The organism is Streptomyces sp. NPDC057307 (genome assembly GCF_042667665.1).
In the GTDB taxonomy this organism is placed as follows: Bacteria; Actinomycetota; Actinomycetes; order Streptomycetales; family Streptomycetaceae; genus Streptomyces.
Window position 1 is genome coordinate 84,892 of the sequence record NZ_JBHUZM010000001.1, and the last position, 13,995, is coordinate 98,886.

General features: G+C 71.8%; 13 protein-coding genes. 7 read left to right on the top strand and 6 right to left on the bottom strand.

All coding sequences use genetic code 11. The features are described from left to right. Window positions 1-83: 83 nt before the first annotated feature. The 4 genes from ACFUN8_RS00370 to ACFUN8_RS00385 all read right to left on the bottom strand — a co-directional run bounded on the left by ACFUN8_RS00370 (window position 84) and on the right by ACFUN8_RS00385 (window position 5,360). Window positions 84-1,292: a serine hydrolase domain-containing protein gene (locus ACFUN8_RS00370; protein WP_383629530.1), complete on the bottom strand. Its 1,209-nt coding sequence runs from the start codon at window positions 1,290-1,292 to the stop codon at window positions 84-86. A gap of 181 nt (window positions 1,293-1,473) precedes the next feature. Next, on the bottom strand, window positions 1,474-2,583 hold the full coding sequence (locus tag ACFUN8_RS00375; protein WP_383629532.1) for a winged helix DNA-binding domain-containing protein: 1,110 nt from the start codon (window positions 2,581-2,583) through the stop codon (window positions 1,474-1,476). A 3-nt stretch (window positions 2,584-2,586) separates the two neighbouring features. Beyond that, window positions 2,587-3,168 carry a DinB family protein gene (locus tag ACFUN8_RS00380; RefSeq protein WP_383629758.1) on the bottom strand — a complete coding sequence of 194 codons (582 nt, stop codon included), beginning with the start codon at window positions 3,166-3,168 and terminating at the stop codon, window positions 2,587-2,589. A 266-nt stretch (window positions 3,169-3,434) separates the two neighbouring features. Beyond that, window positions 3,435-5,360, bottom strand: a complete 1,926-nt coding sequence (locus ACFUN8_RS00385) for a LamG-like jellyroll fold domain-containing protein (protein WP_383629534.1) — start codon at window positions 5,358-5,360, stop codon at window positions 3,435-3,437. A 202-nt stretch (window positions 5,361-5,562) separates the two neighbouring features. On the opposite strand from ACFUN8_RS00385, the gene ACFUN8_RS00390 reads away from it, so the two are divergent. Then, window positions 5,563-6,681 (top strand): NADH:flavin oxidoreductase, encoded by a 1,119-nt coding sequence (locus ACFUN8_RS00390; RefSeq protein WP_383629535.1) that lies wholly within the window; start codon window positions 5,563-5,565, stop codon window positions 6,679-6,681. A 70-nt stretch (window positions 6,682-6,751) separates the two neighbouring features. Here the strand turns inward: ACFUN8_RS00390 and ACFUN8_RS00395 are convergent, their stop codons facing one another. Then, window positions 6,752-8,323 carry a SulP family inorganic anion transporter gene (locus ACFUN8_RS00395; RefSeq protein ID WP_383629537.1) on the bottom strand — a complete coding sequence of 524 codons (1,572 nt, stop codon included), beginning with the start codon at window positions 8,321-8,323 and terminating at the stop codon, window positions 6,752-6,754. Between the two features lie 145 nt (window positions 8,324-8,468). Further along, window positions 8,469-9,053 (bottom strand): carbonic anhydrase, encoded by a 585-nt coding sequence (locus tag ACFUN8_RS00400; RefSeq protein WP_383629539.1) that lies wholly within the window; start codon window positions 9,051-9,053, stop codon window positions 8,469-8,471. 563 nt (window positions 9,054-9,616) lie between these two features. Between ACFUN8_RS00400 and ACFUN8_RS00405 the strand changes: the two genes are divergently transcribed. From ACFUN8_RS00405 to ssuE, 6 genes are all read left to right on the top strand, one after another. Next, window positions 9,617-10,564: a hypothetical protein gene (locus ACFUN8_RS00405; protein WP_383629541.1), complete on the top strand. Its 948-nt coding sequence runs from the start codon at window positions 9,617-9,619 to the stop codon at window positions 10,562-10,564. Window positions 10,565-10,855: 291 nt separating this feature from the next. Then, window positions 10,856-11,341 carry a DUF6221 family protein gene (locus ACFUN8_RS00410; protein WP_383629543.1) on the top strand — a complete coding sequence of 162 codons (486 nt, stop codon included), beginning with the start codon at window positions 10,856-10,858 and terminating at the stop codon, window positions 11,339-11,341. An 86-nt stretch (window positions 11,342-11,427) separates the two neighbouring features. Further along, window positions 11,428-11,805 carry a TraR/DksA family transcriptional regulator gene (locus tag ACFUN8_RS00415; RefSeq protein WP_383629545.1) on the top strand — a complete coding sequence of 126 codons (378 nt, stop codon included), beginning with the start codon at window positions 11,428-11,430 and terminating at the stop codon, window positions 11,803-11,805. Window positions 11,806-11,856: 51 nt separating this feature from the next. After that, the gene (locus ACFUN8_RS00420) at window positions 11,857-12,894 is read left to right on the top strand and encodes an LLM class flavin-dependent oxidoreductase (RefSeq protein WP_383629547.1); all 1,038 of its coding nucleotides are present in this window, start codon (window positions 11,857-11,859) and stop codon (window positions 12,892-12,894) included. A gap of 33 nt (window positions 12,895-12,927) precedes the next feature. Then, window positions 12,928-13,167 (top strand): putative leader peptide, encoded by a 240-nt coding sequence (locus ACFUN8_RS00425; protein ID WP_383629549.1) that lies wholly within the window; start codon window positions 12,928-12,930, stop codon window positions 13,165-13,167. A 245-nt stretch (window positions 13,168-13,412) separates the two neighbouring features. Continuing rightward, complete coding sequence (gene ssuE / locus ACFUN8_RS00430) at window positions 13,413-13,967, top strand: NADPH-dependent FMN reductase (protein ID WP_383629551.1); 555 nt, start codon at window positions 13,413-13,415, stop codon at window positions 13,965-13,967. Window positions 13,968-13,995 lie beyond the last annotated feature (28 nt).

The following is a 13,995-nucleotide window of genomic DNA, read 5'->3' on the forward strand; positions in this document are numbered from 1 at the left end:
CACCGGCGCTACGTCACCGGCTCCCCGTCGCCGGGTCTCACTCACCGGCTCTCCGTCGCCGGGTCTCACTCACCGGCCTTGGGTCACTTGGCGCCGTCGGCGCACAGTTGCTTGTCGACGAGGTCGCTCGCCGCGTGGATGGTGCCCGGCATGGACCCGTCGCCCGTGGCCTCCAGGACGACGACGCGGCGGCCGTCCGGAGTCGCGCCGGTACGGGTGGCGTAGCCGGGGAGGTCGCCGGCGTGGCCGTAGTAGCTGCCGCCGCAGGTGAGCGGGATCTCCATCAGACCGAGGCCGTAGCGGGCGCCCGGCCATGCCTCGTCCAGCTCCTCGGACCGCACCGTCTTCTTCATCTCCTTCAGCTGCGCCGGCTTCAGCAGCTTCCCGCGCATGAGCGCCTGGTAGAAGGTGGTCATGTCGCCGGTGGTGCTGATCATGGCCCCGGCGGCGCCGGCCGCGCTGGGGTTGATGGCGGTGACGTCGATGGCGGGCGCGGCCTCGCCGAAGGCGGAGTAGCCCTTCAGATGAGAGCCGGGTATCCGGGAGGACGTGGTCGGGGTGAGGGTGTTGCGCAGACCCAGCGGCCGGACGACGCGCTTGGTGACTTCCTGCTGCCAGGTGTGGCCGGTGACCTTCTTGATGATCATCCCGGCGAGGGTGTAATTCGTGTTGGAGTACGACCAGTTGGCGCCGGGCTCGAAGCTGGGCTCGTGGCGCGTCGCGATGGCGACGAGCTGCTCGTCCGTCCAGGTCGTGTAGCGGCCGGCCTGGTAGGCCGCGATGCCGGTGAGCGCCGGGAAGTCACCGGTGTAGTTGAACAGGCCGCTGGTGTGGTTCAGGAGCTGTCGTACGGTGATCTCGCCGCCGTCGTTGCCGTTGCCGGACACGACGCCGGGCAGCCAGTCCTCGACGGTGTCGTCCAGGGAGAGCCGTCCCTCGCCCACCAGTTGCAGCACCACCGTGGAGACGTACGTCTTCGTCGCGCTCGCGATCCGGAACTTGTCACCCGGCCGCGCCTTGCGGTTCGTCTCCGCGTCCGCCACCCCGGCCGTCGCGTACCGCACCCCGCGCGGCCCGGTCGACCGGGCGAGCACGCCCACGGTCCCCGTCCGCTGGACGGCGTCCACCTGCCGCTGGAAGGACTCCCGCTGGGACGCCTCCTGCCGGGGCGCCTCCGTCACTCGCTCCGTGGCACTCGCGGCCGGCACCGCGACACCCAGCGCGGCAAGCGCCGTGACGAGCGTGGTGGTCACGGCACGGGAGGTGGTCCGGCTGAACGTCTTGGTCGCCATGGTCCGCTGGCTCCTTGGGAGTTGGTGGTGCCACCGCTCCGTGCGGTGTGACCACCAACCTAGGAAATCACCCGGTCGGCAACGATCCGGCCAGCAGGCCACTCCGGGGTACAGCTAGCCATACCCCGTCCCCGCCCCGTACGCCCAGTATTCCCGCTCCTCCCGCTGCTCCCCGTGCGTCTCAGTGGGGCGAAGCGGCCACCCGTACACCGTCGTTCTCCTTGTCGGACAGGAACAACGCCATCTCCCGGCCCTCCTCGGCTACGGCCGTACGGTCCGCCCCGGACAGACGGCCCAGCGGCGTGACCGTCACCGTGCCCGCCTCGACGCGCCAGGTCGCGGCGACCCGGCCGTCGACCAGGACGACGCGCTCGCCCGCGACCGACAGACCGCGGTGTTCGTCGTCGATGATCCGGCCGCGGTCGTGGTAGCCCAGGATCGCGTTGTCGAAGGCCGGCAGGAACCGCACCGGCGCCGGTGTGTCCGGATCGGGGCGCGGCGCGTCGGGGAGGTCCAGCAGCTCCCTGCCGCGCTCGTCGCGGAAGGAGACCAGCTCCTCGCGCACCGCGGCCACCGCGGCCGGGAGCCCGGCGAGGCCGCACCAGGCGCGCAGGTCGGCCGAGGCGGCGGGGCCGTACGCGGCCAGATAGCGCCGGAGCAGCGCCTGGCCCACCGGGTCGGAGCCGTCCGGCGACAGCGGATCGGCCGCGCGGCCCAGCCAGGACGCGAGCGGGACGTTGCGTACACCCGCCTTCGTCCGCCACAGCCCGCGCGGCGGCAGCTGGATCATCGGCACCAGCGCGGTGATCACCATCTCGCCCAGCGCCCGCGGCCCCGGCGCCGGCCACCGACCGGCGAGCGCCCGTGCCACCTCGGTCATCGTGCGCGGCTCGCCGTCCGCCATCAACGCCCGCCCCGCCACCGCGAGTTCGTCGAGGTCGGTCCCCGCCAGCTCGCCGCGGTAGACCCCGAGCACGCGCTGACGCAGCATGGCCTCGTGGCGGGACCGCCAGGCCAGGGCGTCGGCGGCGGTGACGAGATGGACGGTACGGCGCATGAGATGCGTCCGCACCACGCTCCGCCCCGTCAACAGGCCCGAGAGCACGGCGGGTTCGAAGCCGCGCAGCCGCGACCAGAGCCCGGGATACGGCTCCTGCGGTTCCTGGGCCTGCAGACCGCCGAGGTGCGCGACGGCGTCGAGGACCGGTACGTCGGCCCGGTCGAGCAGCAACTGCCGGGCCAGCGTGGCGCGGTTGAGCGCCCTAGTGCCGAGCACAGTGCGAACGCTCATCGGTCAGGTCGACTTCTGGCCGTCGAGCGCCTCGCGCACGATGTCCGCGTGCCCGGCGTGCTGCGCGGTCTCGGCGATGACGTGCATCAGCACCCCGCGTACGCTCCGCACCGCTCCCGGCACATGCCAGGGCGCCGCCGGCAACGGGTGCGTCGCCGACAGGTCGGGCACGGCGGCGACGGTCTTCTCGGTCGCGGCGGCGACGTCCTCGTAGCGGGCGAGGATCCCGGCCGCCGTGTCGCCGGACTGCATCCGGAAGTCGTTCTCGCGGTCGAGCACCCATCGGGGGGCCTCGGCGACACCGGCCGCGAGGTCGGCCCAGGTGACGCCGTCCGGCAGGTCGAAGTTCATCGCCGACGGGCCCTCGGCCGCGAAGCGCAGCCACGCCTCCTCGGTGGACGCGACGTGCTTGATCAGCCCGCCCAGGCAGAGCGAACCGGCCGTCGGGGTCTCGCCGAGTTGCTCGTCGCTGAGCCCGCGCACCGTCTTGACCAGGGCCGCTCGTGTGGTCGCGAGCGTGGCGAGCAGATCGGCGCGCTCGGCGTCGGCGCCCGAGTCGGCGGTGGGGGTGGGGGTGGGGGTCATGATGATCGGGCCCTTCCGGTCGTTCACGCTCACGTCGTCCTGCTCGTGTTCTGACACGGACAACAGTCTCAGCACATGAGGACAGGTTGTGGCCGCTTCTCGGGCGCCATCGCGAGGACGGGCAGGATCCGAGGACGGGCAGGATCCCCGGCCCGCCCGTCGCGGAGGTGACGGGACACCCCACCGACGGGCAGACCGGGGAACTCGGCCGGGACGGCTGCCGGGACGGGACCTCGGCCGGGACCGCTGCCGGGCCAGGGACGCGCCTACTCGACGGGCAGCAGGAAGTCCCGCGGTCTCAGGGCGCGGTCGACGATGCGGGTGTCGCCGATCCATCCGTAGAAGCCCTGGCCGAACTCCTCCGCGAACTGGGTGCCGCCGATGGCGAACGGCTTGCCCAGCGTGGCGATGCCGGTGGCCCGCTGGGACGGATTGCGGGCGATCTTCGACCCGTCCACGTACATCACCGTGCGGCGGCCGTCGTTGACGATCGCGATGTGCGTCCAGCGGCCCACGGGCAGGGCATGGCTCCACGACGTGGGGTCGGCGTCCTGGACGTGCGGGTAGAGCACGAACTGCAGGAACCGCTCCGGTGTGATGTTGAGACTGCACGTGGGCTCGTCCGTCGACCAGCCCGTCGTCTTGCCCGCGTCGCCGTTGCGGCCCTCCCAGCTGAGTATGCCCATCCAGTCGTGGTTGCCCTCGTACGGCTCCGGCAGCTTGATGAACGTCTCGATGGTGAAACCGGACCTGAACGTGGCGCTGTTGAGCGGCGCAGTGGCGCTCGTGGTCAGCACCGCGCCCCGGTCGGGCCCCTTGCCGCCGTCGAAGCGCAGACTCGCGTGCGCGGGCTGGTGGGTGTGGTGGTCGGCGGACCGGGTGAGTACCTCCGCCGCGCTGTCGTGCAGCAGCCGTACGCGCAGGTCGTTGCCGTGCCCCGAGAGATCACGCGCCACCGCGCCCTTGCCCACCACCGACCCCGGCTTTCCGGCCCCGGCGAGTCCGTCGGCGTCGAACCGCCAGTACGCCACGGTGCCCCGCGGCATCACCCGGCCGGCCGGTCGCGGCTTCGGCGGGACGATGCCGTCGAAGCCCTTGAACCGCTCGGCGAAGTCGATGTCCAGGCTGAACCGGTCGACAGGGCCGGTCAGTTCGAGGGTCTCCGCCTCCAGTGGTGTCCGCTTCGCGGGGTCCCGCCGCAGGAACCACGGCGCGAACGTCTCGATGTCGACGGCGCCGCGCGCCGTGTCGAAGGCGTACAGGCGGATCATGCCCGCGCCGCCGTAGTAGCGGTCCTGGTAGTTGGTGATGTGGACGTGCACATCGTGCCCGGCGTCGTTGGTGAGGACCGTACGGCCCGAGGGCCAGTAGTGACCGCCCAGCGCGAGGAAGAACTGGTCGTTGCCCCGGACGAGGCCGTCCCAGAGCCGCTGCCCGTGCTCCGACAGCCGCGCCTCACCGTTCTCCTCGGCCCAGGCCAGGTCGTGGGTGGTCAGGATCGCGGGCAGGGTGGGGTGGGCGTCGAGTACGCCCTGCGCCCATGCCAGGGCCTTGTCCGACGCGCGCCAGTCGATGGCGAACACCAGCCACTGCCGGCCGGCCGCCTTGATCACGTGGTAGCTGTTGTAGCCGCCGGGTGAGGCCCCGCCGAACGTCGGCATACCGGTGAACCGGTCGGGGCCGAACGCCTTCAGATAGGCGGAGTCCCCGCGCTGGTCGTCCTTGCTCCCGTCGATGTCGTGATTGCCCGCCAGGACGCTGTAGGGGACCTTGCCGTGGATGGTCCGGAAGGTCTGGGCGGCGAGCGTGATCTCCTGCTCGGTGCCGTGCTCGGTCACGTCACCGAGGTGCGTCATGAAGGCGATGTTCGCCCCCTCGCGCTCCGAGACGAGGTAGTCGAAGGTCTCCCGCAGCGGCTCCGGGTCGGCGCTGTCGGCGTCGAAGAGGTACTGCGTGTCCGGCAGCACGGCCAGCGCGAAGCGGGGGCTGTCCTCGTCGTAGCGGCCTCGTCCGGAGGAGGAACCCGAGGAGGCCGGGGAGCCCGAGGAAGCGGCGGGCGCCTGGGGCGCGGCCTGCGCCTGTTGCGTGCCCAGGACGGCGGCGGTGGCCCCGACGGCGGGGACGGCGAGCGCGGCCTGCAGCAGCGAACGCCGGTCCGGACCGGCGGGAACAGAGGGAACGGACTTGCTCATTACGATCTCCCAGCTCTCGACACATGCGTGTCCGTGGGGATCGTGTGCCGTCCCGGCGTCCGTATGACAACGCTGTCCTGAACGGCGGCCGTCGCCGACCGGTCCGGAGACCTGCGCCACACCGTCCCGGCGGCGGGAAGTGGAGGGGGCCTTCGGTTGTTGCCCACCGTCGGACACCCCCACCCGAGGAACAGGACTGGCCATGACAGACGCGTACGCCCACCGCTCGGCGGACACCCTCGCCCGCCCCTTCACGGTCCGCGGACTCACCACGCGCAACCGGATCGCCATGGCACCCATGACCCGGCAGTTCTCCCCCGACGGCGTCCCCGGCCAGGACGTGGCGGACTACTACACCCGACGCGCCGCCGGCGGCGTCGGCCTGATCATCACCGAGGGCACCTACATCGACCACGACTCCGCCGGCACCAGCGACCGGGTCCCCCGGTTCCACGGCGCGGACGCGCTCGCGGGCTGGGCGGATGTCGCGGACTCCGTGCACCGGGCGGGCGGCGCGATCATCCCGCAGCTGTGGCACGTGGGTGTCACGCGGGACGCCGGCGCCCCGCCGGTGACGGACGCGGAGCCGGTCGGCCCCTCGGGCATCTCCCTGAGCGGTGAGCCCAAGGGCCGCGCCATGACGCAGAAGGACCTGGACGACGTCATCGGCGCGTTCGCCGACGGGGCCGCCGCCGCCGAACGGCTCGGCTTCGACGGGATCGAACTGCACGGCGCGCACGGCTACTTGATCGACCAGTTCCTGTGGGCGGGCAGCAACCGCCGTACCGACGTGTACGGAGGCGACATCGTCGCCCGCACCCGCTTCGCGGCCGAGATCGTGGCGGCCTGCCGCGCCGCCGTGTCCGACTCCTTCCCGATCTTCCTCCGTATGTCCCAGTGGAAGGGGGGCCTGTACGACGCGAAGCTCGCGCACTCGCCCGCCGAACTCGACATCCTGCTCAGGCCCCTGGTCGAGGCCGGTGTCGACGTCTTCCACGCGTCCACCCGCCGCTACTGGCTGCCGGAGTTCGACGACTCCGACCTGAACTTCGCCGGCTGGGTCAAGAAGATCAGCGGCCGGCCGACGGTCACCGTCGGCTCGGTCGGTCTGGACGGTGTCTTCTCCGACTCCTTCCAGGGCAAGGACTCCGGGGTCACCCCCATCGATCCGCTGCTGGACCGGCTGGAGCGCGACGAGTTCGACCTGGTCGCCGTGGGCCGGGCGCTGATCGCCGACCCCGAGTGGACGGTGAAGACCCTGGGCGGGCGCACCGAGGCCATCACGCCGTTCGCCGCGGAGATGCTGAAGTCGCTTCGCTGAGCTGACGCCCGGAGCGGACCCGACCGCCGTCCCCCAGGCTCCGGGGGACGGCGCTCGTTTACCGGACCGGTCAGACGGCCGCGGTCGAGGAGGGGTCCTTGGCCGGCGGCGGGACCATGCGGACCGGGACCGTGTCGGCGTCGTTGTGGCGCTGGGACCAGGTCTCCAGTGCCACCTGGCAGGCGTGGTCGAGGTGGCGCAGACCGGTCAGGTCCAGTTCGATCGGGCGGTTCTGGGGCAGTGCCTCCAGTTGGTCGAGGATCCGCGGCAGACGCAGGAAGGTCGCGTTGCCGGTGATGGCCACGACCAGGCGTCCGCCGGTGAGTTCGTGGACGTTGAGGTGTATGTGCGAGGTCTCCCAGGCCGACTTGCAGACGGACAGGAGCAGCCCGAGCACCACGCCCTCGAAGAGGTTGCCGATGACGATGGTGCCGGTGGTGATGCCGAGGATGACGGCGTCGCCGCGGTGTGTCCGCCACAGCGGGACGATCTCCTTGACCGGCACGAGCTTCATCCCCGCGTGCACCAGGACACCCGCGAGCGCGGCCAGCGGGATGACGCCGATGACGAACGGGAGCAGCGCGGCGAACAGCAGCAGCCATACGCCGTGCAGGACCCGGGAGAGTGAAGTCTTCGCGCCCGCCTGCACGTTGGCGGCGCTGCGCACGATGACGGCGGTCATCGGGAGCGCGCCGAGCGCCCCGCAGACGGTGTTGCCGATGCCCTGCGCCATCAGCTCCTTGTCGTAGTCGGTACGGGGACCGTCGTGCATACGGTCCACCGCGGCAGCGCTGAACAGGCTCTCGGCCGAGGCGATCAGGGTGAAGGCGAGGATCGTGCCGAGGGCGGCGACACCGGCCAGGCTGCCGAAGTCCCCGAGGCCGGGCGGGTCGATCGCCGCCAGCAGGCCCCGGACCTCGACCCGGGCGACATCGAGATTCAGCAGGACGGCGGCGCCCGTGGCCAGTCCGACCGCGACGAGCGGACCGGGGACGACGCGCGCCTTGGCCGGCAGCGTCGGCCACACGAAGAGGACGGCGATGGTCGCGGCGCCGAGCAGGAACGCCGTCAACGCCGTTCCCCCGGTGACGACTTCGCCGAAGAGACCGGGCAGCCCGGCGATCTTCGCGAGCCCGCCCGAGGGCTGGGTCACGTCGGCCATCGCGTAGACCTGGCCGAAGACGAGGACGAGCCCGATGCCGGCGAGCATGCCCTGGACGACGGCGACCGAGATGGCCCGGAACCAGCGTCCGAACTTCAGCGCCCCTAGGAGGAGTTGGAGAAGCCCGGAGATGAGGACGAGGGCGCCGAGCGCGCCCAGCCCGAACTCCTGGACGGCCTCGAAGACCAGGACGGTCAGTCCGGCCGCGGGGCCGCTGACCTGGAGGCTGCTGCCGGGCAGCAGACCGACGAGCAGCCCGCCGACGATGCCGGTGATCAGGCCCAGTTCGGCCGGCACACCGGAGGCGACGGCGACGCCGACGCACAGGGGCAGGGCGACGAGGAAGACGACGAACGAGGCGAGGACGTCGCGCCCCAGGACGCCGGGTTCCTTCAACTGCGAAACGCGCGAGGTGAGTGAGGGGGGCGCGGAGGATGAGGGGGGTGAGGGGGGTGCGGAGGGTGAGGGGGGTGAAGTCATGGGTGTGTTCCTTGCGGAGCGGTCCGCCGACAGCGACGGCGACGGACGGAGGGGACACGGACTCGGAACGCGGACCGGAGAGACGGACTCGGGCGCGGCTCGACGCGTCGGCCGCGCGGGCGCGGCGGCGCGGAGCGCGTCCCGGTCAGAGCGGCACGAACGCGCCGCCCGCGCCGGGCCGTTGGACGCTCACGGTGCCGGTGTCGACCTCGTAGTACCAGGCGCTGAGCGCGAGGGTGCCCTCGGCGAGCGCCTCCCGGACGCACGGGTAGCCCCGCAGGGTGTCGAGTTGGGCGACGACATGGTGCCGTACGGCGTGGGGGATGCCCGCGTCGTCGGGGAGGCCGGCGACCGAGTGGTCCAGCCAGCCGCGTACGGCGGGGACGGCGGAGAGGTCCGTGCCACTCACGAGCGCTCCGACCGCGCCGCAGTGGGAGTGTCCGCACACGACGATGTCGCGCACTCCGAGGACCCGTACGGCGTACTCGATGGTGGCGGTCTCGCCGCTGGGACGGTCGGAATCGTAGGGGGGCACGATATTCCCCGCCGTACGCAGTTCGAAGAGTTCACCCGGCCGTGCGCCGGTGATGAGTGTCGGTACGACACGGGAGTCGGAACAGGTGATGAAGAGCGCTTCCGGTTGTTGTCCGTGGGCGAGGACGCGGAACTCCTGGCGTCGCTCGGCCACGCGGTCCGGAAAGGAACGGGCGTTTTCGATAAGGGATTTCATGGCGGCCTGCCTCCTGCGCCCGCGATGTGGGGACGGGGCGCGGTGTGGTCGGGTCAGAGGAAGATACCTGCTGGTCCGTGACGTCTCCGCACAGAGTCACGGGCAGGCTGGAGCGCACCGGACCGCGACATCGCGAACCGGGTGCTCTCCTGCGAAGACCGTACGCTTTACCAATACATTACCTTCGCAGTGGCGACGATATCACGCCAGATAAAGGCTCCCGGAAAGCCGACGCATGTGTCATCGATGTGAACGGATGATGTCTCCACTATCACCCCGCCGCGTACATATAGCGGAAAACCGGCCGCGCGTTCGAGAATGGGCCGGGGCGCCGGCGGATATTCGCCGCCGCTCGGGCCGGTCCGGTGCGCGTCTTCACTTGGCCGGGAATATCCGGCCCGGGAACTTTCCGCCCCGGCGGCGGCACGGCCGGGCACGGTCGGGGCGCGACTCCGGCACTCACCTAACTCGCTTCCAGTGACCGGGAGTTGACGCCTAAACTGCCCACTCCTCCGGGTGCTGGTCCGCGCGCCCGCCACAGTGAGCGAGGAGTGAGAGCGAGAGTGAGTCACGGGGGACACGGTCCGTACGGCCCACAGCCACCGCAGCCGCCGCCGTATCCGCCGTACGTGCCGTATCCGCCGCCGCACATGCCGCTGTGGCGACGGTTCCGTGAGGACGAGTGGCCGACGCTCAGGGAAGTCCTGCGGTCTGCCAGTCAGATCCACGGCTGCCTGTGGCTCTTCGCGTTGTGCTGTTTCGGGCCCACGGTCGTCGGGCTGCTGATCTGCTATCCACTGGCCCGCTCTGCGCGGACCCACGCCCGGCGGATCTTCCCGCCGGGCGCCCATCTGCGGGTCCACTTCCCCGACGTGGTGCGCATCCAGAAGGCCCGCGCGTGGGTGGCGCTCGCCGCGACCTTCGCGCTGCTGGTGGCGTACGCGACACCGGACGACTGGGACCAGGCGATGCGGCAGTTCGCCCTGCGCATGGCGATCACTCCATGGCTGCTGCTTCTCAGCGCGCCCCTGGTGATCACGGTCATCATCCGGCTGGCCGCGCCCACCGCGAGAGCCGGCATGCGGGCCAGGCTCCGTCCGTCGCTGCGGTCGGCGCTCTGGTACTGCGGGGCGTTCGCGGCGACGCCGGCTCTCTTCGCGGGCGGTCTCTACGTCAACTACGAGCTGTACGAGGGCCCGCTCGCCCCGTTCGTCGCGATCGTGCTGGTGCTGCCCGCCCTGTGGGTGGGGCTGTTCGTCGCGTTCGCCTCCCCGACGGTCGTACGCTCGGCGTTCCACACGGCGCCCGTGCACGCGGCCCTGCCCGCGCTGCTCACCGGCGTACTGGTGTGGGAGTTCGCGGCCATCAGCCTGGCGGTGGGCGGCCTGCCCCCGGGCCCGACCTTCCTCGCGCTCCTCGCGGCGGTCGGCGGCCCGGCGACGGTCTCGGCGCTGGCGTGGTGGGAGATCCACCGGCTGCGTACGTGGCACGGGGTACGGCTGCGGGCCTGAGCCGTACAGGGTGGTGGTGCGCGGTCGGCGCTGACAGGTCTCGCTCAGGCCATCGTCGGAGCCTGGCCGCTGGTTGGGTCCCGGCTGTTCCCGGGCCTCCCCCGAGCAGAACCAGGGATGCAGCCACACTGCGGAGTTGGACACCTCGGATGCCGACCGCGCGCCTCCCACCGTAACGACGCCCACTGACAACGGCCGGGCGGCGGGGGACGGCCGGGCGATGGAGCGGCCGGGCGGCGGAGGCTGATCAAATCAGCTGACGCCTGCCCCGAGTCCGCCCAGGATGGGCCCATGAGTGACGACCTCGTGGAATTCCTGCGAGCGCGCCTGGCCGAGGACGCCGAACTGGCCGCACGGAGCGGCGGCGACGGCTGCGGAGACTGGGTGGCCCACGGTCACACGGTGGACTTCTGCCAGTCGGAACTGGCCGGCTTCCACCCCGCTGTCGCCCGCCACGTGGCCGCGCACGATCCCGGCCGCGTCCTGCGTGACGTCGACGCCAAGCGGCGCGTCCTGGCGCGGCACGCGCTCAGCCCCGCCGTCGGCGACCCCGAGCTGCCGTGGGACAACCGCGACGACTGCCAGTGGGACGGGGAGAAGTGGCCCTGCCCCGACCTCCTCGACCTGGCGCTCCCCTACTCCGACCACCCCGACTACCGCGGGCAATGGCGGCCGCACCCGAAGGCGGGCATCCGGCGGCGAGCGGTACGGCGCCGAGCGGTCCGGCGCCGAGCGGTCCGGCGCCGAGCGGTCCGGCGTGACCGTGGAAGAGGCTGACCGGCGCGCCCGTGGGAGAGGCCCGTGGGAGAGGCTGGCCGGGGCCGGTCAGGAATGCCTCGGCCGGGGTGGGCGTTGTTCGTGCCGTGAGCCCCGAGGTCCCCGCCGATCACGCATCCGTACGCGCGCGGCTGTCCGCCCGCCGTACGGACACCCATGCGCGGATCGACGCCCTTGAGCGCGATTTCGACGCGATCGTCGAGGCCAACACGCTGGTCGCGGTCGACGACGAGCACGACCCCGACGGATCGAGCACCGCCTTCGAGCGGGCCCACGTCGCCTCCCTGCTGGCGCGGGCGCGCGAGGAACTGCTCGGGCTGGACGAGGCACTGGAACGGCTGGAGCAGGGTGACTACGGGCAGTGCGAGGTGTGCGGTGAGGCGATCCCCGTCGAGCGGCTGGAAGTACGGCCTGCGGCGCGTAGCTGTGTACGGTGCGCCACGGCCGGGCGGCGCCCCCGCTGAGCACCACCGACAGACATCGAAGCAGTACGACGTGAACGACGGAGGAGCCTCGTGCCGCTGACCTCGGAGCCGTTGCGGAAGCTGGGCTTCCTGACCATCGGGCTGTTCGACGCCGCCGATCCGCGGCGGGGCCACGAGTCGACCCTGGAGATCATCGAGCTGGGCGAACGGCTCGGGTTCGACAGCGCGTGGGTGCGCCACCGGCACCTCCAGTACGGCATCTCCTCCCCCGTCGCCGTCCTGGCCGCCGCCTCGCAGCGCACAAGCCGTATCGAGCTGGGCACCGCCGTCATCCCCCTCGGCTGGGAGAATCCGCTGCGGCTGGCCGAGGACCTGGCGACCGTCGACATCCTGTCCGGGGGCCGGCTCAACCCCGGCGTCAGCGTCGGCCCGCCCATGCACTACGACCAGGTCAAGGGCGCGCTCTACCCCGACACGGCCGAGGCCGAGGACTTCAGTTACGAGCGTGTACGACGGCTGCTCGCCCACGTACGCGGTGAACCCGCCACCGGATCCGGGGGAGTCGAGGGCTTCGAGGTCTTCTCCGACCGCGTACAGCCACAGGCCGCCGGTCTGGGCAGCCGTATGTGGTACGGCGGCGCGAGCACACGGTCCGCGCGGTGGGCCGGTGAGCACGGGATGAACTTCCTGACCAGCAGCGTCGTCAAGGCGGAGGAGGGGCAGGACGCCCCGGACTTCGCGGCGATCCAGCTCTCGACCGTCCGCGCCTTCCGCGCCCACCACCCGGACGGCGACCGCGCCCGTGTCTCGCAGGGGCTCGTCGTCGTCCCGACGGACAACGCGACGGCGACGCAACGCGCCAAGTACGAGGAGTACGCGCGTACGCGGCTGCCGCGTACGGCCACACCCCAGGGCCCGGCCCGTCTGATGTTCGCGCCCGATCTCGTCGGCCCCTCGGCGGAGATCGCCGAACGCCTCCATGAACACGCCGCGTTCCGCGAGATCGACGAGGTCGCGTTCGCGCTGCCGTTCACCTTCGACCACGAGGACTACGTCCAGATACTCACCGACATCGCCACCGGTCTCGGCCCGGCGCTCGGCTGGCGAGCACAGGCGAACGGCCTCTAGGCGTCTCGGCGTCCAGGCGTCCAGGCCGCGTACATGGCCAGGACCTGGGCGGTCGGACCTGGGCGGTGGATCCCGCGCCATGCCCGACCAGCCGGGGATCCGTCTCCGCCTCCCGGACACCCGACCGTCTCGACCCGGCGGCCCGCTGTGCGTACTCTCGTTGACGTGGGCCATTCCCGATCGGCGCCGGTCCCGGCGCAGCGGATTCTGACGCGGCGACGTCACATCGACCTCGCCCGTGTCTCCAGTGCCTTCTGTTGTCGCGCAGCCTGAGGGGCAACTCCCCTGCGTGGCGCGCCACTTCGAGGACCGGTAGACCGCTTCGTACCTAGCGACAGGTAGTCCGCACCGCCCCCCTATCCCAGCCACGAGCGGCACTCCCCCCGCCTGGGCCGTGCCTCGCCATGCCCGTGCGAGCGCGCACCCCCACGGCCGAGCCGAGCCGACTTCGGACACCCACCACCCCAACCCCAGCACGCCAGCACCCCCCACCCGCCCGACCACGGAAGCGAGCTCTCATGGCCACCGTTCTGTCCGTCTCGGGGAGCCCGTCCCCGACGTCACGCACCGCCCGGCTGCTGCGCCATCTCGACGCGGCGCTGATCGCCCAGGGCCACCGGGTCGTCCCCCTCGACGTCCGGACCCTGTCCGCCGAGGCCCTGCTGGGCGCCGACTTCGGGCACCCCGACATCAAGCGCGCGACCGAGCTGTTCGCGCAGGCCGACGGGGTCGTCGTCGGTACGCCGGTCTACAAGGCCGCCTACTCCGGACTGCTGAAGTCGCTCCTCGACCTGCTGCCGCAGTACGCCCTCGCCGACAAGGTCGTCCTGCCGCTCGCCACCGGCGGCTCCGTCGCGCACGTCCTGGCCATCGACTACGCGCTCCGCCCGGTCCTCACGGCGATGGGGGCGACGCATGTCGTGCCGGGCTGGTTCGTCCTGGACCGGCACATAGTCACCGCCCCGGACGGGTCGACGGAGATAGAGGAGAGCACGGCCGGGGCGCTCGACCAGGTACTCACGCAGTTCTCCACGGCCCTCGGGGGCGGTGTGTTCCTCCGCGCGGCGAGTTGAGCCACCCACCGTCCCGTCCGCCGGCCGG

Excerpts from the sequence above, each read along its gene's own strand:
- ACFUN8_RS00380 (WP_383629758.1), bottom strand. The coding sequence starts at position 3,168 with ATGACCCCCACCCCCACCCCCACCGCCGACTCGGGCGCCGACGCCGAG.
- ACFUN8_RS00425 (WP_383629549.1), top strand. The coding sequence starts at position 12,928 with ATGGCCAGGACCTGGGCGGTCGGACCTGGGCGGTGGATCCCGCGCCAT.
- ssuE (WP_383629551.1), top strand. The coding sequence starts at position 13,413 with ATGGCCACCGTTCTGTCCGTCTCGGGGAGCCCGTCCCCGACGTCACGC.
- ACFUN8_RS00395 (WP_383629537.1), bottom strand. The coding sequence starts at position 8,323 with ATGACTTCACCCCCCTCACCCTCCGCACCCCCCTCACCCCCCTCATCC.
- ACFUN8_RS00375 (WP_383629532.1), bottom strand. The coding sequence starts at position 2,583 with ATGAGCGTTCGCACTGTGCTCGGCACTAGGGCGCTCAACCGCGCCACG.
- ACFUN8_RS00370 (WP_383629530.1), bottom strand. The coding sequence starts at position 1,292 with ATGGCGACCAAGACGTTCAGCCGGACCACCTCCCGTGCCGTGACCACC.
- ACFUN8_RS00385 (WP_383629534.1), bottom strand. The coding sequence starts at position 5,360 with ATGAGCAAGTCCGTTCCCTCTGTTCCCGCCGGTCCGGACCGGCGTTCG.
- ACFUN8_RS00410 (WP_383629543.1), top strand. The coding sequence starts at position 10,856 with ATGAGTGACGACCTCGTGGAATTCCTGCGAGCGCGCCTGGCCGAGGAC.
- ACFUN8_RS00390 (WP_383629535.1), top strand. The coding sequence starts at position 5,563 with ATGACAGACGCGTACGCCCACCGCTCGGCGGACACCCTCGCCCGCCCC.
- ACFUN8_RS00400 (WP_383629539.1), bottom strand. The coding sequence starts at position 9,053 with ATGAAATCCCTTATCGAAAACGCCCGTTCCTTTCCGGACCGCGTGGCC.